Source organism: Pseudomonas moorei, assembly GCF_008801475.1.
Lineage (GTDB): Bacteria > Pseudomonadota > Gammaproteobacteria > Pseudomonadales > Pseudomonadaceae > Aquipseudomonas > Aquipseudomonas moorei.
The window spans coordinates 76,549-96,977 of sequence record NZ_VZPP01000015.1 but is presented as its reverse complement, the minus strand read 5'-3'; the positions used below and the strand labels follow the sequence as shown (position 1 = coordinate 96,977).

The following is a 20,429-nucleotide window of genomic DNA, read 5'->3' as shown; positions in this document are numbered from 1 at the left end:
TAGAGGAAGGTCGCGCCAATGAAAAACTTCAAACGCACTGCACTGCTCGGGTTGTCCTGCCTGGGCACCCTGCTCACTATCAGTCAGGCTCAGGCCGAGCCAACGCTGTACCTGGGCATGAACGGCGGAACCATGGAGCGGCTTTATGCCGACAAGGTGCTACCGGCTTTCGAAAAGGCCAACAATGTCAAAGTGGTGATCGTGCCCGGCACCTCCGCCGACATCCTGGCCAAGGTGCAGGCCAGCAAAGACAACCCGCAGATGCACGTGATGTTCCTCGACGACGGCATCATGTACCGCGCCATTTCCATGGGCCTGTGCGACAAGCTCCAGGACAACCCGACCCTGGCACAGATTCCGGCCAAGGGACGGATCAAGGATCAAGCCGTAGCGGTCAGCCTTGGCGTGACCGGGCTGGCGTACAACACGCGCTTGTTCAAGGAGAAAGGCTGGACCGCACCGACCTCCTGGATGGACATGGCCGACCCGCGCTTCAAGGACAAGCTGGTGTTCCAGTCGATGGCGTCTTCGACATTCGGCCTTCACGGCTTCCTGATGTTCAACCGGATTCAGGGTGGCAGCGAAACCAACGTCGAGCCGGGATTCAAAGCCTGGCCCAACAGCGTCGGACGCAACGTGCTGGAGTACATCCCGAGCTCGGCGAAAATTTCCGAAATGCTCCAGACCGATGAAGCCGCGTTGTTCCCGCTCACGCCGACCCAGGTCACCGCTCTGAAACTCAAGGGCATGCCCGTGGAGTACGCGCAGCCGAAAGAAGGCGCGGTGATACTCAACGTTGCCGAATGCGCGATCGCCAACAACACGCAACCGGAACTGGCGCAAAAGCTCGCCGCGTTTCTGCTGACCCCCGAAGCACAAGCCGCCGCGCTTGAAGATGGCGACCAGATTCCTTCCAACCCGAACACACCGACCACCGAGCGCACCCGTGGGCAGGTGGAGGCGATGAAGCAATACCTCGAAACCGCGATTGCCGTGGATTGGGATCAGGTCAACGAACAGCGCCCGGCGTGGAATGCGAGGTGGAATCGCAGTATCGAGCGCTAGAAAACTTCCGTTCAGGACCCAACGTCCAGGATCACATTGTCCAGATAAGTACCTGCTGGCGGTGTGGTCTGGTCGGTGTAGATCTTCGCGTTGTAGTTGAAGACCGACTGCCGGTGCCCGGGTTGATCTCGGCGTCGGAGCTGGCCCGGCGGGCACCGCTGACGATGCCGCACAGGATGGTGCCGCGCTTTTGAGTATGGCCACTCAGGAAACTCGCCACCCTTTCGACGCGTAATAAGTTGTACATACCGCATTATTCTGTCCAATAAACGCCCGCATTCCATCGACACAACTGGAAGCGAATTCTCCCCTCTGGGTACACTATGGCGCCGCCGCGTCGGGCGGCCTGAAGATCATGGGGTGACATCACAGTGGCCGTTCGACCACCCAACCGTTCGCGTCTTGCACCGCGCTGGCCGTTGCTGCGCCGGCTGTTCGGCAAAGCCTCCGCTGCCCCCGCCCATGGGGTCGCAACAGGCCGGGTCATCCACGATTACTTTCGCCACAAGGCTCACGCGCAGGGCTACACCCTCAGTCACAGTCAACAGCGGGTGATCGACTGCATGGCGCAGCACGCCACGACGCTGCTGGGCAGTGCGACGAAAACCCTGCCCGGTCTTTACCTGCATGGCGCCGTGGGTCGCGGCAAAAGCTGGCTACTCGACGGTTTTTTCCAGGCCATTCCCCTGGCGCAAAAACAGCGCCTGCACTTCCACGAGTTTTTTGCCCGGCTGCATCAGGGGATGTTCAACCATCGCGATCAACCGGACGCGCTGGCGACCGCCCTGGACGATTTGCTGCGCGATTGCCGGGTGCTGTGTTTCGACGAATTCCATGTCCATGACATCGGCGATGCGATGCTGATCACGCGACTGTTCAAGGCCCTGTTCCGTCGAGGCATCCTGCTGCTGGTCACCTCCAATTACCCGCCGGAAGGCCTGTTGCCCAATCCGCTGTACCACGCGCGCTTCAAACCGGTGATCGACCTGATCAACGCACGCATGCAGGTGATGGAGGTCGGCGGGCCACACGACTACCGCAGCCAGGCCAGAACTCACGCGCAACAACTGTTTACCCAGGGGCAATACGTCTGGCCGGGGAGCGCGTCGCAGCGGCAGGCATCAAACCTGCCATCCGCCGGTGCGCCGGGCATTGCGCTGCCGGTCGGCACTCGCCACCTGCCCGCCCGTTACTGCGAAGGCCGCACCATCGGTTTTACCTTCGCGGATCTGTGTGAGCAGCCCACGGCGGTCATGGATTACCTGGAGCTGTGTCGGCGCTTCGACTACTGGATCATCGACGAACTGCCCAACCTGGCCGACTGTTCAATCGCCGCCCAACAACGCTTCATCAATCTGGTGGACGTTTTGTATGACCAGGACAAGCATCTGGTGCTGCTGGGCCAGCGTTCATTGCGCGAAAGCCTGGACGGCGACGCCATCGATCTGGCCCGCACCCGCAGTCGCCTGGGGCAGTTGGTGGAGGTTCGGGAGTCGGCCTGATCGCTCCCACACTGGGTCCGCGCTCGATTCAACATCTCGATCGACTGCGGACTTGATCGCGAAAGCGGCCTGACCGGCAACAGCTTATTCCCGTTATCATGCCGCCCATTCATTCAATCGATGGCGAACCCCGTTCATGCATACCCTTGAACAATTGCGCGCCGGCACGCTGGCAGGCATTACCCGTCTGGATCTCAGCTGCGGCCTGACAGAATTTCCGCGGGAGATCTTCGACCTGGCGGACTCCCTGGAGGTGCTCAACCTCAGTGGCAATGCCATGAGCAGCCTCCCGGATGACTTGCACCGCCTGACCCGTCTGCGCGTGTTGTTCTGCTCGGACAATCTGTTTACCGAACTGCCGGCATGCGTGGGTCAATGCGCGGCGCTGACCATGATCGCCTTCAAGGCCAACCGCATCGAGCACGTGCCAGGCGCCGCGTTGCCGCCGCTCCTGCGCTGGCTGATCCTGACCGACAACTGCATCGGTGAACTGCCGACGGAACTGGGCGAACGCCCCTACCTGCAAAAACTGATGCTGGCTGGTAATCGGCTGCAATCTTTGCCGCAGAGCCTGCGCAATTGCCATCGGCTGGAGCTGATCCGCATCGCCGCCAACCAGATCAGCCAATTGCCCGAATGGCTGCTTGCGCTGCCGAGCCTGACCTGGCTGGCGTACGCCGGTAACCCACTGGAAACCGAAGCTGATGCGGCCGCCCTGGCAGCCACGCCGAGCATCTCCTGGTCCCAGCTGAGCCTGGAGCAGCTCCTGGGCGAAGGTGCTTCGGGGTTGATTCATCGGGCGGCATGGGCACGCCCGGGCCATGCGGACACGCAAGTCGCGGTCAAACTCTACAAGGGCGAAATGACCAGCGACGGCTCGCCGTTGCACGAAATGAACGCCTGCATCACCGCTGGTATTCACCCCAACCTGATCCGGGTCGAAGGCCGGGTGGTCGATCACCCGCAAGACACCGCCGGGCTGGTAATGCAACTGATCGAACCGAGCTACCGCAACCTTGCCGCGTTGCCGAGCCTGGCGACCTGCAGCCGCGACGTCTACGCCGAAGACACCCGCTTCACGGCCGATGTCGCCTTGCGCATTGCCCGAGGTATTGCTTCGGTCGCCGAGCATTTGCACCGCCAGGGCATCACCCATGGCGACCTCTACGGCCACAATATTCTGTGGAACGAACAGGGTGATTGCCTGTTGGGAGACTTTGGCGCCGCGTCTTTCCATGCCACGCAGGACACCCTGGAAAGCCGCGCACTGCAACGCATCGAAGTCCGAGCGTTCGGGGTTCTGCTGGGGGAATTGCTGGAGCGGATCGACTCGGGATTGAGCGACGGGGAGCGCCGGCGACTGGAGGATTTGCAACAGCGCTGCTGTCAGCCTGACGTCCTGGCGCGACCGGGGTTTGACGAGGTTATTCAGGTACTGAACGATTGATGACCGCTGCGCGGTCAATCGCGGGCAAGCCCGCTCCCACGGTGTTCAGCGGCGTACGCATTTTTTGCGAACGATACAATGACTGTGGGAGCGGGCTTGTCCGCGATAGCGGTGTTACTGGAAAAACAACTTAACCCGCCAGTCCGACAAACATGTCCTGCACGTCATCATGGTTATCGAGGCCTTCGAGGAAAGCTTCGACTTCAGCCATCTGCTCATCGCTCAGGCCGCTGACCGGGTTCTTCGGCTGGTAGCCCAGCTTGGCCGACAGTACGGTGAAGCCTTGTCCCGGCAGGGCTTTTTGCACGGCATCCAGATCCGCAGGCTCGGTCAGGAACAGGGTCGCGCCGTCTTCGCCCGGCTCGAAATCCTGGGCGCCCGCTTCGATGGCGGCCATTTCCGGATCGGCGTCCGGAGTGTCCGGCGAGGCTTCGATCATGCCGACGTGGTTGAAGTCCCAGGCCACGGAACCGGAAGCGCCCAATTGGCCCTTGCGGAACGCAACGCGGATTTCAGCGACGGTACGGTTGATGTTGTCCGTCACGCATTCAACGATCAACGGCACCTGATGCGGTGCGAACCCTTCATAGGTCACGCGATGGTATTGCACGGTCTCGCCCAACAGGCCCGCGCCCTTCTTGATGGCGCGATCCAGTGTTTCCTTGGGCATCGAAGCTTTCTTGGCCTGTTCAACCACCAGGCGCAGGTGTGCGTTGGTGGCAACATCAGCGCCGTTACGCGCAGCAATGGTGATTTCTTTCACCAGTTTGCCGAAGATCTTGCCCTTGGCATTGGCTGCCGCTTCTTTGTGTTTAACCTTCCACTGTGCGCCCATTACTCACTCTCTTGTCTATGGCGCCGAGACATCTATTGGCCGACGCATTGCGCAAGTTTACCCGGCCTAAAGTTGGCAATCGACCAAAAATTCTGACCTCGAATCGACATATTCACCGGCAGTTGTAGGGCAATTCTGAAACTCCTGTTTGCGATGTCCATTAAGGGCTGTGGTTTCGTACCCTCTGCTCCCGTATTCCATGGCAGAAGCGCGTTCGATGCATAACGACAAGGAAAGTCCCTTCACCCTGACACTGCTGGACGACGATTTGAGCCTGCAGGTCGTGCAGTTCAGTGGCCGAGAAGCCCTCAACCAACCCTATGCATTCGAGATTGAAGTGATCGGCCTGGCGCCCGCCATGCCGCTGGAACAGCTCCTCCATCAAGCGGCGTTCCTGAGCGTGGGGCACGACCAGGGCATTCACGGCGTACTGCACAATGTCAGTCGCGAACATCGCGGTCCGCAGCGGGTCATCTACAAACTGGTATTGGGGCCCGCGTTGCAGGCGCTGGACCGGCATCGTTGCCGGCGCATCTTTACGCAACTCAGCGTACCCATGATTCTTCGACAACTGCTGGAGGAACATCATCTGCCCGATGATACCTTTCGCTTCGAACTGTCAAACAGCCACTATCCGCACCGGCCTTTTTGCATTCAATACGAAGAAACCGATCTGGCCCTGCTGCAACGGCTGTGCGAGGAAGAAGGCATTCACTATCACTTCGAACATCGCCGTGACGGGCATGTACTGGTGTTTGCCGACGACAGCCTGAGTTTTCCCCAGGCACCGCTGCTGATGCCCTTCCTGAATGAGGCGTCCACCGCCAGCAGCCAACCGCTGATCAGCGAATTGTTCCAGCGGCACGATTCACGGCCCTGCGCGCCAAGGCTGGATGCCCGACACCGCGGCGCAACGGACACCGACGACGGTGCGGCCAATCATGCCTTTACCCCGTCCGCGCCACCGATGCCCCGTCCCGATCCCGAGCAGCGCCACCGCGATCAACTCGTTCGCCGGCATCTGGAGCGCTTGCGATGCCGGCATATGCAGATTCACGGCCAAAGTAATCACAGCGAACTTCGCAGTGGCTGCATCGTGCAGGTGGCTGAGCACCCACTTCCGGGTTTCAACGATCAATGGTTGGTAACGCAGGCCCGGCATCAGGGCGAACAGGGTTCGATTCTGCAGCAGGACACCCCGGACACGCCCCGGCGTTACCGCAATCAGTTCAGCGCGATACTCTGGTCAACGGTGTTTCGTCCGGCACTTGAACAACCCAGGCCGCGCATCCCCGGCTATCAGCCTGCGCGGGTGCGGGGCCAGACCGGGCAGCGGGCAGCGCTGGATGAGCAAGGTCGCATAAACGTGAGTTTGTGGCCTGCCACAGACCATGAGACCGCAGGTTGCGCCAGTCTCTGGCTGCCCATCGCAGTGACCGGCGCCCCCCTCGACCCTTGCGGTTTGCCCATGGCCGGCAGCGACGGGTGGGTCAGTTTCCTCGACAGCGATCCCGACCGTCCGGTGTTCTGCGCCAGCACGGGGCAGCGCTCCAGGCCTCGACCCGCAAGGCGCGGTGAGCCACAAGGCGATAGCCGTCTGCTGCTCGACTGGTTGATCGATCCCACCGACGCCGAGTCCTGAGCCTCACCCCTTGTCAGCCTTGCCGGCCGCCGCCGCGAATTTGGCCAGGCGCACGTCCAGATGCCGAGGCCGCCGCCCGTGGTCCTCGGCGTGTTCCTTGCGCCGAATGGCATTGCGCACCATCAGCGAACCGAGGTAACGGATCGGCTCTGGCGGGAAAAAGCCCAGCGGTCCGTTGACCAGCGGCGAGCGCGTCCAGGGGTTGTCCAGACCCTGGACCAGCGAGGCCAGAATCTGCCCGCCCATGTGGCACGGCCCTACCCCGCTGCCCGAGTAGCCAAAACCATAGAACACATTGCCGCTGGCACTCATCTGCCCGAAGAACGGCAGCCCCGTGACCGAGCGATCCGAGGGGCCGTTCCAGGTCGCGTCGACCTTGACGTCGGCAAACGCCGGGAAGAAGTCCGTCAGACTGCTGCGCAGCAGTCCGGCATAAGGCGATGGCTGATCGAACACCGGCAACATGCGCCCGCCGTAGGCGAACGTGTTGCCGCCCTTGCCGAGCATGATCCGGCCGTCCGGTGTGTTGTGGTAGTAGTGCACGAAAATCCGCGAATCGAGCACCGTGACTCCGCTGGTCAAACCGATTTCGTTGAGCAGTTCGGGTCGCGGTTCGGTGATCAGCATGTCGCTGGAGACGATCGCCACGCTGCGCTCGAACGGCGGGAATGCCCGCGCCATCCAGGCATTCATCGCCAGCACCACACGATCGGCGCGAACGCTGCCATAGGCGGTTTGAATGACCGCCGGCTTGCCTTCCTCCAGGCCGATCATGGCGGTGTTTTCATGAATCCGCACGCCAAGCTGCAAGGCCACCCGACGCAAACCGCGCACCAGTTTGCCCGGCTGCACGCTGGCAGCAGCCGGCGAAAACCAGCCCTCCAGGTGTTTGACGGATCCGGCCATGCGTTGCACATCCGCCACCGGCCGCTGGCTGAAGGAGTTGATGCCATGGCGCTCCAGCGCCGCGATCACCGCGTCGGTCGAGCCGACCTGGGCACGGTTGGTCGCGGTGTAGAGGGTGCCATCGAGGCGATAGTCGGCGTCCACCGCGTACTGTTCACAGAACGCCCCGATCGCGTGGATGCTGCGCTCGGATTCCTTGACCAGCCGCACCGCCTCCTCAACGCCGAACAGGCGTTCAAGGGTGAAATACTTGGCCGACCATGACAGTGCGCAACCACCGTTGCGGCCACTGGCGCCGGCGCCACAGATATCGGCTTCAATCAGCACCACCTCCAGGCCGGGGTTCTGCTCCTTGAGCATAATCGCGGTCCATAAACCGGTGTAGCCGCCGCCGACGATGCAGACGTCGGCGCGGACGTCGCCCTGCAATGCCGGACAGGTCTCGGACGTATCGGCCTTCAAGGCCTGCTCCAGCCAAAAGGGTCTCATGGGGGTCACTCTCCATTCGGTTGTCCACACGCCGGCCTGCCGCAAATGCAGCAGACGGCGACAGACAGGGTTCAGGTACGCAGGGGTTTGACGCTTATCGGCCCGTTCGGCACGAGGGGATAGTGAGTTCGCAGACCACCGGGGCGGCTGTTCCAATGCGGGATCAATACCAGTGCGGAGAACATCGCGCAGCCGGCGAAGACTATGAACACGGTGACGGTGTCGAAATAACCAGGCAGCAACCCGCCGAGAACCGCCCCGACCGAGCCGCAACCGTTGACGAAACCAGCAGCGGTCGCACCGGCCTTGGCGGTCCCGAAGTCGATGGCGGCCGCACCGCTGATCATCGAGTCCGGCCCGTAAAGCGTCAGGCCCATGACGAACAGCAGCGCCACCACCAACAGCACACTGCCGGTGTGCAGGGCCCCCATGAACAACGCCAGCGACACGGTCAGCGCCAGCAGGCTGAGCACACAGGCGGGCATACGCCGGGCGCCGAACACTTTGTCGGAGGCCAGGCCGATCATGATCGGCCCGAGCAACCCGGCCAGTTCAAACGCAGTCGGAATGATCGCCGCGCCGACTTTGCCCACCGAAGGCATCTGTTCGAAAACGATCACCGGGCCCCAGAGCAGAATCGCGTAACGCGCCGGTTTCAGCATGAAGTACGCGAGGCCGAGCACCAGCACCGTGCGATTGCGCAGGATCTCTTTCAATGGCGCCAGGACGCTGATCTTGCTTTGCGCGTGCGCCTCTTCAGCGGTCAGCTCGGGCTCAGGCTCCACAGCCGGCAAGCCGACATCTTCGGGTTTGTTGCGTTGAAAAATAAAAAACAGCACAGCGACCAGCCCAACCACCGCCGCACTGGAGATGAACGCGGCATGCCAGGTGCCGATCAGCGTATAGGCCCACCAACCGGCGAAGGGTGATGCCACCAGACCGCCAAAGGCGTAGCAGGAACTCCACAGGCCCAGTACCCGCCCGCGCTGCTCGGCGGGATAGAAACTGCCGAGGTTCTTGCACAGCCCCGACCAACCGGTGGACTGCGCCAGGCCTTGAATCAGCATGCAGGTGGCGAAGATCGGCAACGTGGCGAAGCTGCCCATCACCAGCGCGGCCGCCGCCGAAATCAGCAAGCCGCCAAGCACCACGACCCGCGGGCCGAAGCGATCGGCCAGGATGCCCCAGGTGAACTGGCCGATGGCGTAAGCGGTCAGGTAGATCGCATCGAGGTTGGCCATGGCCATCTTGTCGAGCATGAACGTCGGGTCTTCGCCAATCCCGAGCTTTGCCACGGAGAATGCCTTGCGGGTGAAGTAGAAAGCGGCGTAAGCGAGCCAGGTGATCGCGAAGATCTGCATGCGCCAACGCTGGAGGGTACCGATGGGCTTGTTCATGTTGGTTCTGACCTCAGGGTGTGAGTGTGCCGGCAGAATTGGAAGAAAACGCCTGTCTTTTTATTTTTTAAGCACCACGAAATCACTCGGTCCCTGGGGTGATTTCGGTCAGATGAGTCCTGCAACTGCACGCACAGGCTCATGGCCACCGCGACTGTTCGACTGACAATCGGCGGCGCTGAAGCTGATCAAAACAATTACTGATTAATAAGTGAAATCGAATTATCGTATTTCAAATATAGGTTCAGCTTGTTACTGGAGTCTCCATGTCGGTATCCCACGCCCAGCTCAAAGCTTTCCACGCCGTCGCCGTTCACGGAAGCTTTACCAAAGCCGCCGAACGGCTGTTTCTCACGCAACCGGCGATTTCCGACCAGGTGCGCAAACTCGAAGAGCGCTACGGTGTTTTGCTGTTCCACCGCAACAAGCGCTCGGTGCGCCTGACCGATCTGGGCGAGCGCCTGTTGAGCGTCACCCAGCGGCTTTTTGTCATCGAGGCCGAAGCCCAGGAACTGCTGCAGGATTCCCAGGCCTTGCAGACGGGCAGCCTGGTTCTGGCGGTGGATGCACCGGTGCATGTGCTGCCGCAAATCGCCCGTTTTTGTGAGCGTTACCCCGGTATCAGCGTGAAGATCGAAACCGGCAACACCGATGAATCGCTGTTCCGGCTGTTCAACTACCAGGCCGATCTGGCCCTGCTCGGCCGCGATGTCGATGATGAAAGACTGATCTCCGTGCCGCTGCGAAACGACCCGATGGTGGCGTTCGTGTCGCGCAATCACCCGTGGGCCGATCGTGAGTCCATCTGCCTGGCGGACCTGGACGATACGCCGCTGGTGTTGCGGGAAATCGGCTCGGTCACCCGCCAGACCCTGGAAGAAGAAATGGCGGGCGCCGGGTTCCGCATCCGCCCGGCGATTCAGGTCGAAGGGCGGGAGGCGGCGCGAGAGGCGGTGGTCGTGGGGATTGGTGTCGGCGTGGTGTCGGCAGCGGAATTCGGCGCGGATTCACGGGTGTGTGCATTGCCGATCACCGATTGCAAACGGCGGTTGACCGAGACGCTGGTGTGCCTGCGCGAGCAGAGTTCGCGGCGGGTGGTGGCGACGTTTCTGGAAACGGTGCGCGAGAGTCTGGTGTAGGCAGGTCTGGCCCTATCGCGGGCAAGCCACGCTCCCACAGGATTCATGTCGATCACCCGTTTTATGTACGATGCAAACCCTGTGGGAGCGTGGCTTGCCCGCGATTGCCGCACCACGGTTTATCGGCCTGGCGCCAACTCGAAAAACGCCTGGATCAAACGCAAATCCCGACGCCGCTCCATACAGCCCATCATGTGCCGGTTCACCAACCCCTCGCCAATGATCGGCACCGCCGCCACCCGGGGGTCGTGGCTTACCTCTACCGAAGACACCACGCCCACGCCCAGCTCGGCGGCCACCGCCTCAGTCACCGCTTCGCGACTGTCCAGCTCCAGCAACACCCTTGGGTTGACGTTCGCCTGGGTACACGCCTGATCAAAGGTGCGTCGGGTAATCGAACTCGGCTCACGCAACACCATGATGACCTGATCCAGTTCCTTGAGCAGCACGCCTTTGGACCGCTGCGCCCACGGATGGCCTTCGGGCACCAGTGCGCAAATCCGCGACTCGCTCAGGGCTTGCAGATGCAGGCCCTTGCGCGGCTCGACCTCGGTCAGCACCGCCACGTCGGCATGCTCGGACAACAGTGCCGCCAGGGTTTCCTGGGCATTGCCCAGGCGCAGATTGACCGTGATGCCCGGATAACGCGCCCGCAGGCTCGCGAGCATCGGCATGACCATGTGCGGGCCGTCCGCCGCCACTTCCAGGCGCCCGGTCAGCAATTGCCGGTTGGCCTCCAGCATCGCCTGCGCTTCTTCGGCCAGGCCGAACATGGCCCGGGTGATCGCCGCCAGTTTGGTGCCCTCTTCCGTCAGTTCCACCCGTCGCGCGGTGCGGCGTAACAGGCTGATCTGGTAGTGCTCCTCCAGCGCCTTGATGTGCCCGGTGACCGCCGGTTGGCTGATGAACAGCCGTGCGGCGGCCCGGGTAAAGCTGCCTTCACGGGCCACGGCGTCAAAAGCACGCAGCTGGAACAGATTCATGAATAACCCTCACTGATGGCTGGCATAACAACAAACAATTTGATTGATAGCACGGCAAATTGCAATTTAAGCCCCGTAGCTTCATCCCATCGATTGCGAGGACACGAGAATGAGTACTGCCGCCCCCATCCTGCTCACCCCTGGCCCACTGACCACTTCGGCACGCACCCGTCAGGCGATGATGGTCGATTGGGGTTCATGGGATGACCGCTTCAACCAACTGACCGCCAGCCTCTGCGAACAACTGCTGGCAATCATCAACGGCGGCGCCAGCCATCACTGCGTGCCCCTGCAAGGCAGCGGCACATTCGCGGTCGAAGCGGCCATCGGCACGCTGGTACCACGCGACGGCAAAGTGCTGGTGCTGATCAACGGTGCTTACGGAAAACGCCTGGCGAAAATCTGCGAAGTGCTCGGCCGCCCGTTCAGCACCTTCGAAACCGCCGAGGACGAACCCACCACCGCCGCCGACGTCGACCGCCTGCTGCGAGCCGATGACAGCATTACCCACGTTGCACTGATTCACTGCGAGACCAGCACCGGTATCCTCAACCCGCTGCCGGAAATCGCCCAGGTCATTGCGCAACACGGCAAACGCCTGATCATCGATGCCATGAGCTCCTTTGGCGCACTGCCGGTCGATGCGCAACAGATTCCGTTCGACGCGCTGATCGCCGCTTCCGGCAAATGCCTGGAAGGCGTGCCGGGGATGGGGTTCGTTTTCGCCCGCAAGGAAGCCCTGGCCAATGCGGCCGGCAACTCGCACTCGCTGGCGATGGATCTGCATGACCAGCACACCTACATGGCCAAGACCGGCCAATGGCGCTTCACCCCGCCGACCCACGTGGTCGCCGCGCTGCACGAAGCCCTGCTGCAATACAACGAAGAAGGCGGCCTGCCGGCCCGGCATCAGCGCTACGCCGCCAACTGCCAGGCACTGATGGAAGAAATGGGCAAATTGGGCCTGCGCAGCTTCCTGCCAGCCGCTATCCAGGCGCCGATCATCACCACGTTCCACGCACCGAAAGATCCACGCTACCAGTTCAAGGAATTCTACGAACGCGTCAAGGCCAAGGGTTACATCCTCTACCCCGGCAAACTGACCCAGGTCGAAACCTTCCGCGTCGGCTGCATCGGTCACGTCACCCCGATGCAGATGCGCGAAGCGGTGGCGGCGATTGGCGACGTGCTGCGTGAGATGGAAGTGTTAGAGATCTGAGTCACACCACATTCCCAGGTGGGAGCGAGCCTGCTCGCGATAGGGATCTGACATTCCTAATGAAGTCGACTGACAGGGCCTCATCGCGAGCAGGCTCGCTCCCACAGTAACCGCATCGCCCCTATTAGCCAGTTGCCACAGGACTTGATCACCATGAACTACACCAATCCAAACAAACTCCAGGCCGCCATCCTCGACTGGGCCGGCACCGTGGTCGATTTCGGTTCTTTCGCGCCGACGCAGATCTTTGTCGAAGCCTTCGCCGAGTTCGACGTCCAGGTGTCCATCGACGAAGCCCGTGGCCCCATGGGCATGGGCAAGTGGGACCACATCCGCACTTTGTGCAATCAGCCGGAAGTCGCCGAGCGCTACCGCAACGTGTTTGGCCGCACGCCCACCGACGACGATGTGACCGCCATCTACGAACGCTTCATGCCGCTGCAGATCGAGAAAATCGCCGAGCATTCGGCACTGATCCCGGGCGCCCTGGACACCATCGCCAACCTGCGCCAACAAGGGATCAAGATCGGCTCGTGCTCCGGCTACCCGAAACAGGTCATGGACAAGGTGGTCGAACTGGCCGCCACCAACGGGTACGTGGCCGATCACGTGGTCGCCACCGACGAAGTACCGAACGGCCGCCCATGGCCGGCACAGGCACTGGCGAACGTGATTGCCCTGGGCATCGATGACGTTGCCGCCTGCGTGAAGATCGACGACACGGTGCCGGGTATTCTCGAAGGTCGTCGCGCCGGCATGTGGACCGTCGCGCTCATCTGTTCGGGCAACGCCCTGGGTCTGGACTACGAAGGTTATCGCGCCTTGCCCAGCGACGAACTGGACAGCGAACGCAAGCGTATCCACGCGCTGTTCGAAGGCTCGCGCCCGCATTACATGATCGACACCATCACTGACTTGCCGGCCGTGATCGCTGACATCAACAAGCGTCTGGCCAACGGTGAGATGCCTCAAACCCACTGATTGCCACGCCTGCACAAACAGCGCCAGTGCCTGAACGGAACTGGCGCTTTTTACTGTCAATTACCTGAACCAGGGCATCCGGCGACTGATCGCCACAGGCAAATCCGCTGAAACAGGATTACAGTTAATGCACACCGCCAATCAAGAACGGTGGCTTGACCAGACCTGTGAGGAACACCGAATGCCGTGGAAAAACTCCGAATCGCGCTACAGCACTGTATCGATCGCGTTGCATTGGTTGATGCTGGTCCTGCTGGCACTGGTTTACGCCAGCATAGAATTTCGCGGTATTTTCCCCAAGGGCAGTGGCGGTCGGACGCTGATCGTGGAATTGCACTACATGCTCGGCCTGACCGTGTTCGTTCTGGTCTGGTTGCGTTTGTTTGCTCGCAGCCTGGGCCCGGCGCCGCAAATCTTCCCGGCCTCCCCTCGGTGGCAGACGGTAATGGCCAGGCTGATGCACTGGGCGCTGTACATCTTCATGATCGCCATGCCGATGCTCGGCTGGCTGGTCACCAGTGCCAAAGGCAATCAAGTGATGTTCTACGGCATCGACCTGCCCATGCTGGTCGGCGAAGACAAGGCACTGGCCAAACAGATTCAGGGCTGGCATGAACTCGGTGCCACCATCGGCTATTGGCTGATTGGCCTGCATGCGGTGGCCGGGCTTTATCACCACTATGTGGTAGGCGATAACACCTTGCTGCGGATGATGCCCAAACGGGTGAGCGGCGATTCCTGAGACCCAACGCCTGAATGTGGGAGCAAGCTTGTTCCCACACTTGTTTCAATACCCTTCAATGTTGTGAACCGAAGCCTCGCAGGCCCTGCAAGCCGCCGGTGTGGATGAAGATCAGTCGCGTCCCGGGCGCAAACTTGCCCGCTTCGACTTGCTGCTTGAGCGCCAGCATCGCCTTACCCGTGTACAGCGGTTCCAGGGGAATGCCGCTGGCGTTCTCGGTCTTTTCGATGAATTCAAGCAACGCCGGATCGACGCGGGCAAACCCGCCACGACTGGCGTCGAACAGTTCATAAAGCGCTCTGGTTTCACCCGCTTCCTCAACGATCCTCTCGACCTGCTGCGCCACGCCGTGATCGTCGGGCACCGCCAGCGCACCGTAAACCGGATGAGCCCCCGCTTCGGCCAGCACCAGGCCGGCCAGGGTCGTGCCCGTTCCGCAGGCCAGCCACCAACCGTCGTAGCCGCTCCAGCCGATACTGGCCAGTTGCGCAGAGACCTGCGCCCTTAACTGCATGCAGCCCCGCGCGCCGGGCAAACCGCCGCCGCCCTCCGGAACGGGATGCAATGTCGGGTATCGGGATTGCCACGGCTGCCAGAAACCCGCTTCATGCCGCGCGCGATAGCCACCGTAACCGAGCCAGTGCAACTGCATGCCGAACGCCTGCAAGTCTTTCACGGTGGGCGTTTGCTGAGGATGTCCGCGCAGCAGGCCGACCGTGGCAAAACCCAGGCGTTTGCCGGCGGCGGCCAGTGCGTGGAGGTGATTGGAGTGCGCGCCGCCGAGGCTGATGATGCCCTCGGCACCCGCTCGGTCAGCGGCATTGAGGTGTTCGATGAGCTTGAACCATTTGTTGCCGCTGATCAGCGGGTCGATCTGATCCAGGCGCAGGATGGCGACTTCGATTCTGGCTGCGCCGAGCCAGTCGAGTTGCAGCGGTTCAAGGGGGGCTTGGGGTAGCCAGTTTGCAGGAGGAGAAAGCATTGATGCCGGCCCAGGGTAAAGAGCCGGCATCTTAGCAGCTGCGATTACAACTCAGCGGCCAACCGCGAACCCTGATTGATCGCCCGCTTGGCATCCAGCTCCGCCGCGACGTCCGCACCGCCAATCAAGTGCACGTTCTGCCCCGCCGCCACCAGGCCTTCCTGCAGCTCACGCAGCGGGTCCTGCCCGGCGCAGATCACCACATTGTCCACCGGCAGCACTTGCGGCTCGCCGCTTTCGCCGATGCGGATATGCAGGCCTTGGTCGTCGATCTTCAGGTATTCGACACTGTTGAGCATCTGCACCTGCTTGTTCTTTAGACCGGTGCGGTGAATCCAGCCGGTGGTTTTGCCCAGGCCGTCACCGACCTTGGATTTCTTGCGTTGCAGCAGGAACACTTCACGGGCCGGTGCATGGGGTGCGGCCTTGATGCCAGCGACGCCGCCACGCGCTTCCAGGTGCGTGTCAATGCCCCACTCTTTCCAGAACTCATCGCGATCCTGGCTGGTGGACACACCCTGGTGAACGAGGAATTCCGACACATCGAAACCGATGCCACCGGCGCCGATCACCGCGACACGCTTGCCCACTGGCTTGCGCTCAAGGAGCACGTCCAGGTAACTCAGGACCTTGGCGTTCTCGACGCCTTGAATCGCCGGGGTTCTTGGCGCAATGCCGGTCGCCAGGATGATCTCGTCGTAACCACCCTCGACCAGTCTTGCCACATCCACGCGGGTGTTCAGGCACAGCTCAACGTTGGTGGTATGCAACTTGCGGTTGAAGTAACGCAGGGTCTCGTAGAACTCTTCCTTGCCCGGCACGCGCTTGGCAACGTTGAACTGGCCGCCGATTTCGCTGGCCGAATCGAACAGCGTCACTTGATGGCCACGCTCGGCCGCTACAGTCGCGGCGGACAAACCCGCAGGACCGGCGCCGACCACGGCGATTTTCTTGATCTGCTTGACTGGCACATAGTTGAGTTCCGTTTCGTGGCAGGCACGCGGGTTGACCAGGCAACTGGTCAATTTGCCGCCGAAGGTGTGATCCAGGCACGCCTGGTTGCAACCGATACAGGTGTTGATCTCGTCGGCGCGCCCTTCAGCCGCCTTGTTGACGAAATCCGGGTCGGCGAGGAACGGCCGCGCCATCGAGACCATGTCGGCATCGCCCTCGGCCAGAATCTGCTCCGCGACTTCCGGGGTGTTGATGCGGTTGGTGGTAATCAGCGGAATGTTCACCGAACCACGCAGCTTGGCCGTGACCTTGCTGAACGCCGCACGCGGGACCTTGGTGGCAATGGTCGGAATCCGCGCTTCGTGCCAGCCGATCCCGGTGTTGATGATGGTCGCACCGGCCTGCTCGATGGCCTTGGCCAACTGCACGATTTCTTCCCAGGTGCTGCCACCTTCCACCAGGTCGAGCATGGACAGGCGGAAAATGATGATGAAGTTGGGCCCAACCGCTTCACGCACCCGACGGACGATCTCCACTGGCAAGCGCATGCGGTTTTCGTAGCTGCCGCCCCAGCGGTCTGTACGATGGTTGGTGTGGGCAGCGAGGAACTGGTTAATGAAATAACCTTCGGAGCCCATGATTTCAACGCCGTCGTATTCGGCCTGTTGCGCCAGGGTCGAACAGGTGACGAAATCGCGGATCTGCTTCTCGATGCCTTCCTCGTCGAGCTCTTTGGGCTTGAACGGGTTGATCGGCGCCTGAATGGCGCTCGGCGCGACCTGTTTGGGGCTGTAGGCATAACGGCCGGCGTGAAGGATCTGCATGCAGATCTTGCCACCCGCCTCGTGCACCGCACGCGTCACGATCCGGTGCTTGAGCGCTTCTTCTTCGGTGGTCAGCTTGGCCGCACCGGAATACACCCCGCCCTCGTCGTTCGGACCGATGCCACCGGTGACCATCAGACCGACGCCACCACGGGCACGTTCGGCGAAGTACGCCGCCATGCGCTCGAAACCACCGGGCTTTTCCTCAAGACCTGTGTGCATCGAGCCCATCAGGGTGCGGTTGCGCAATGTGGTGAAACCCAGGTCCAGCGGGGCCAACAGGTGCGGGTAATGAGCGGCGGTCATCGGTAACTCCATCACGGAAAAGTGAGGACGCTCTTTGGCGCCCCTCTGTCATGGCTTACAGACTATGAGTACTCCAAGGGTCACTCAATGACCGAAACTAACAACTTAATGATCAAAACGAGCACTTCCTTCAGGCTAGCGAAGATTGAGCCAATTGGGCACGTTCGAACTCATGGCGATGCAACTCGCGTATTGCTTGCAGGCCTTGACGCTGGCTGGCTCCGGTGGCACCGAAGCCAGCACGGTCAACGCCAGGAAAAACAGGATTGACAAAGGAGCGAAATAGGCAAAAAGGCTTTTTATTTTCATTGTCATTGCTCTCGTGACCTTTTGCAGTGATGCCGATGGGAGGCATAGCCCTGATGAACCACGCCTTCGAGTGACAAGCACTGGCCACTCGAAGACGCGCTTTTTCCCCTGTCAGCGTTCGTCGACGGTAATGAACTCGCGACGCTGCGCCATGAATGCGGGTACATCATCCTCATCGGTGAAGAACTGCTCGTACCACTCGCGTAGCTGATAGACCGGGCCATCGGTTTCGGCCAGCACTGGCTTGTCGATACGGATCTTGTGCTTCCAGATCACCACGTCCTGATAGAACGAATCGCGGTTGCCCTGGACATAAGCCCTGGCCACCTCCAGGTTTTGCTCTTCAGTCCAGCCAGGCACGCGCTTGACCATGCAGCCAAAACGCAAGTCGAAGCTGTTTGGTGTCACCGGCACATGGCTGTTGAGCAGAATGGCGTGGATGCGTACGTCACCGAACATCGAGCTGATCTGCGTGAAGTGGGTCGCCGGACCGTAGTAGGCCGATGGCGCAATGAGGTCACCGCCCAGGCGCTCGGAATCACCATGGAAAATCTGATGGCCAATGTGGCCTTCGAAGATGTTGGCAAAGTACTTGGTTGGCGTACCGTGTACTGGCCCGAAATGCTGGGCATCCACAAGGTTATCGACCAACTCCCGTGGGTTGGTTTCGATGTGCATGGTGTCGATGTTCCAGTCATGAATCCAGTCCGGATCGTCCATCTCGGGCAGGTGCGGAATCACCACGCCGTCTTTCGGCGGACGGCCTTCGGGGTTGTTCCAGACGAACAACAGGTTGTTTTCCTCACAGGTCAACCAGCTTCGGGTCTTGGCCTTGGGTGGAATGCGCTTGCAGTAGGGGATCTCCACGCATTTTCCGCCGGTGTCGTACTTCCAGTGGTGGAACGGGCACACCAACTTGTCGCCCTCGACCGTGCCCTGGGACAAGTCGGCGCCCATGTGCGGGCAATAGGCATCCAGAATGCTGATGGCGCCCCGGCTGTCGGCGAAGGCCACCAGGCGGGAGCCAAAGACCTCCAGGGTATGGGGCTTGCCATCACGGTAATCGTCGGCATTGCCCAGGCAGTGCCAGCCGCGCGCGTAACGGTGGGTACGCTGGGCGTTCTCGATGTTGATTTCAGCGAGTTTGGTCATTGTTATTGTTCCTCGATTGCAGACTTCGGGGCAGTCAAACCCCTAAGAAATACAGGGTGATCCCATGTCGAACATCATTGGGCAGCCGCGCAAGAACAGCATCGTTCAATTGGACTAGATCAAACGCGATCCACTCTCAGCGCACGCCCCTTCACAATGGGCACCCTGCTTCACGGTTACTGGCCGAAGCGGCGAGCGGCCTCTGGGCCGAAATCCTTGGGATTGAATCCGGGCTTGTTCAACATGTAGCCGTTGCGCTGCTCGTTGATCAGGTTGAACGCCAGATAGCTACCGGCATTGAGGTCGTGATACAGACCCACGCCCGCTTGCAATCTCCGGGTTTCATAGGCGTAGAAAAAGTTGAGCATCGAGGTGCGCCACAGCTCGCCACGGTTGTCGTAGTTGTCGGCCAGCATCGGGAACCAGGTGTCTTCATCTATGTACAACTTGCGCTTGCCATAAAGATGGCGATAACCCGGCTTGAGGGTGCCTTCCAGTTCCCAGACCCGGTGGCGCTCATAGCGCATGGCATCCGGGTTGATGTGGCCCGGGGTCAACAGATCGGCGTACTTGAGGTTGGCCGCATGCAAGCGATAGGTGTCGTAGGGAATGAACATCTCGCGCTTGCCGACGATCTTCCAGTCATAACGCTGCCCCGAACCATTGAACAGGCGCACCTCGTCTACGGTGATCGAGCCACCACTGCCAGGGAAGGACATGTCGAATCCATACCCCGGCGATTGACGCACACGTCGTGTGCCCGGATCGTAACGCCAGGCCTGGCGTGGTTCGGTCTTGTCATTCCAGAACTCGGTGCCGGTATTGATCTCGCCCTTGTCCCGCTGCGGTAGCAGGGTTTCGTTGAGATAGAACGACGAGTTGCCAGAGGTATCGCCAATTTTGCCCGGTTCCAGCGACGGCGCCAGGTTGCGCGAATGCACGCGGCCCCAGTTGATGTTGCCGTCCTTGAGCACATAGGCGTTGTCGGATGTGTACTCCTCGGTCCAGGCACGCAAGGTAAAGGTCGAGGCATTCTTCAACAATTCCAGGCCGCTGCGCGGCACCGGAAAGGGTGTGCCACCGGTTTTGCCCACCACCCCTTCACCTTCATCCACCAGGCGCGCAATGCTGGCGTTCTCGCGAGTGGCTTTGCAGACCGCGTCGTCCATCCGAAAATCCCGGTGCGTAGGATAGACCGGCATTTTGTAGGTGGTCGGGTACAGCTTGAACAAGGCTTTTTGCCCGTCGGACAGGTAGTCGCTGTATTGCGCGACGTTCTGCGCGGTAATGACGAACAGCGGTTTTTCGTCAGGGTACGGGTCCACTGGATGGTTGCCAGTGCCCTTGAAATCAACATGGGGCGGTACGCCCAGCCATTTGCCGCTGAAGGCTGGAATACTGCCGTCAGCATTGCCGGCCTTTTCCGCACCCAGGCAAGTCAGGTCCATGCCCAGGCGCGCGACGTCCTCCGGGGCAGCATTCACCGTGCCGACGGCACAGCATCCCAATAACAACGCCAAGGCCCAGCCAGGGGACTGATAACTGCCGGTCATTT

The 20,429-nt window shown here is 61.0% G+C and carries 17 protein-coding genes; 8 read left to right on the top strand and 9 right to left on the bottom strand.

Annotated elements, in window-relative coordinates:
- Positions 1-18: 18 nt before the first annotated feature.
- The 3 genes from F7R06_RS25570 (at position 19) to F7R06_RS25560 (ending at position 4,014) form a co-directional block, all read left to right on the top strand.
- Positions 19-1,065: an ABC transporter substrate-binding protein gene (locus tag F7R06_RS25570; protein WP_090323585.1), complete on the top strand. Its 1,047-nt coding sequence runs from the start codon at positions 19-21 to the stop codon at positions 1,063-1,065.
- 371 nt (positions 1,066-1,436) lie between these two features.
- Positions 1,437-2,567 carry a cell division protein ZapE gene (gene zapE, locus F7R06_RS25565; protein WP_090323586.1) on the top strand — a complete coding sequence of 377 codons (1,131 nt, stop codon included), beginning with the start codon at positions 1,437-1,439 and terminating at the stop codon, positions 2,565-2,567.
- Between the two features lie 136 nt (positions 2,568-2,703).
- Positions 2,704-4,014, top strand: a complete 1,311-nt coding sequence (locus tag F7R06_RS25560; RefSeq protein ID WP_090323588.1) for a leucine-rich repeat-containing protein kinase family protein — start codon at positions 2,704-2,706, stop codon at positions 4,012-4,014.
- A gap of 130 nt (positions 4,015-4,144) precedes the next feature.
- Here F7R06_RS25560 and F7R06_RS25555 read toward each other — a convergent pair whose 3' ends face one another.
- The gene (locus F7R06_RS25555) at positions 4,145-4,849 is read right to left on the bottom strand and encodes a YebC/PmpR family DNA-binding transcriptional regulator (protein WP_090323589.1); all 705 of its coding nucleotides are present in this window, start codon (positions 4,847-4,849) and stop codon (positions 4,145-4,147) included.
- A gap of 217 nt (positions 4,850-5,066) precedes the next feature.
- On the opposite strand from F7R06_RS25555, the gene F7R06_RS25550 reads away from it, so the two are divergent.
- Positions 5,067-6,491: a type VI secretion system Vgr family protein gene (locus F7R06_RS25550; protein ID WP_090323591.1), complete on the top strand. Its 1,425-nt coding sequence runs from the start codon at positions 5,067-5,069 to the stop codon at positions 6,489-6,491.
- A 3-nt stretch (positions 6,492-6,494) separates the two neighbouring features.
- Here F7R06_RS25550 and F7R06_RS25545 read toward each other — a convergent pair whose 3' ends face one another.
- On the bottom strand, positions 6,495-7,886 hold the full coding sequence (locus tag F7R06_RS25545; RefSeq protein WP_090323593.1) for an FAD-dependent oxidoreductase: 1,392 nt from the start codon (positions 7,884-7,886) through the stop codon (positions 6,495-6,497).
- Between the two features lie 71 nt (positions 7,887-7,957).
- Complete coding sequence (locus tag F7R06_RS25540; RefSeq protein WP_090323594.1) at positions 7,958-9,283, bottom strand: MFS transporter; 1,326 nt, start codon at positions 9,281-9,283, stop codon at positions 7,958-7,960.
- A 266-nt stretch (positions 9,284-9,549) separates the two neighbouring features.
- Between F7R06_RS25540 and F7R06_RS25535 the strand changes: the two genes are divergently transcribed.
- Entirely contained in the window at positions 9,550-10,422 is an 873-nt protein-coding gene (locus tag F7R06_RS25535; RefSeq protein ID WP_090323596.1) for a LysR family transcriptional regulator, read from the top strand.
- 119 nt (positions 10,423-10,541) lie between these two features.
- Here the strand turns inward: F7R06_RS25535 and F7R06_RS25530 are convergent, their stop codons facing one another.
- On the bottom strand, positions 10,542-11,405 hold the full coding sequence (locus tag F7R06_RS25530; RefSeq protein WP_090323597.1) for a LysR substrate-binding domain-containing protein: 864 nt from the start codon (positions 11,403-11,405) through the stop codon (positions 10,542-10,544).
- 109 nt (positions 11,406-11,514) lie between these two features.
- Here F7R06_RS25530 and F7R06_RS25525 point away from each other — a divergent pair, with 109 nt between their 5' ends.
- The 3 genes from F7R06_RS25525 (at position 11,515) to F7R06_RS25515 (ending at position 14,347) form a co-directional block, all read left to right on the top strand.
- Entirely contained in the window at positions 11,515-12,624 is a 1,110-nt protein-coding gene (locus F7R06_RS25525; RefSeq protein WP_090323599.1) for a 2-aminoethylphosphonate--pyruvate transaminase, read from the top strand.
- A 153-nt stretch (positions 12,625-12,777) separates the two neighbouring features.
- A complete protein-coding gene (gene phnX / locus F7R06_RS25520) occupies positions 12,778-13,605 on the top strand; it encodes a phosphonoacetaldehyde hydrolase (RefSeq protein ID WP_090323600.1) in 828 nt (275 codons plus the stop codon).
- 181 nt (positions 13,606-13,786) lie between these two features.
- Complete coding sequence (locus F7R06_RS25515; RefSeq protein WP_090327442.1) at positions 13,787-14,347, top strand: cytochrome b; 561 nt, start codon at positions 13,787-13,789, stop codon at positions 14,345-14,347.
- Positions 14,348-14,402: 55 nt separating this feature from the next.
- Here the strand turns inward: F7R06_RS25515 and F7R06_RS25510 are convergent, their stop codons facing one another.
- From F7R06_RS25510 to F7R06_RS25495, 5 genes are all read right to left on the bottom strand, one after another.
- Positions 14,403-15,329 (bottom strand): 1-aminocyclopropane-1-carboxylate deaminase/D-cysteine desulfhydrase, encoded by a 927-nt coding sequence (locus F7R06_RS25510; protein WP_090323602.1) that lies wholly within the window; start codon positions 15,327-15,329, stop codon positions 14,403-14,405.
- 44 nt (positions 15,330-15,373) lie between these two features.
- On the bottom strand, positions 15,374-17,413 hold the full coding sequence (locus F7R06_RS25505) for an NADPH-dependent 2,4-dienoyl-CoA reductase (protein WP_090323604.1): 2,040 nt from the start codon (positions 17,411-17,413) through the stop codon (positions 15,374-15,376).
- A 135-nt stretch (positions 17,414-17,548) separates the two neighbouring features.
- Positions 17,549-17,722, bottom strand: a complete 174-nt coding sequence (locus F7R06_RS30810; protein ID WP_162842376.1) for a hypothetical protein — start codon at positions 17,720-17,722, stop codon at positions 17,549-17,551.
- A 111-nt stretch (positions 17,723-17,833) separates the two neighbouring features.
- Positions 17,834-18,874, bottom strand: coding sequence for a 3-ketosteroid-9-alpha-monooxygenase, oxygenase component (locus F7R06_RS25500; RefSeq protein ID WP_090323606.1), 1,041 nt, complete (start codon positions 18,872-18,874; stop codon positions 17,834-17,836).
- 176 nt (positions 18,875-19,050) lie between these two features.
- Positions 19,051-20,427, bottom strand: coding sequence for a DUF1329 domain-containing protein (locus tag F7R06_RS25495; protein WP_090323608.1), 1,377 nt, complete (start codon positions 20,425-20,427; stop codon positions 19,051-19,053).
- Between the last annotated feature and the right edge of the window lie 2 nt (positions 20,428-20,429).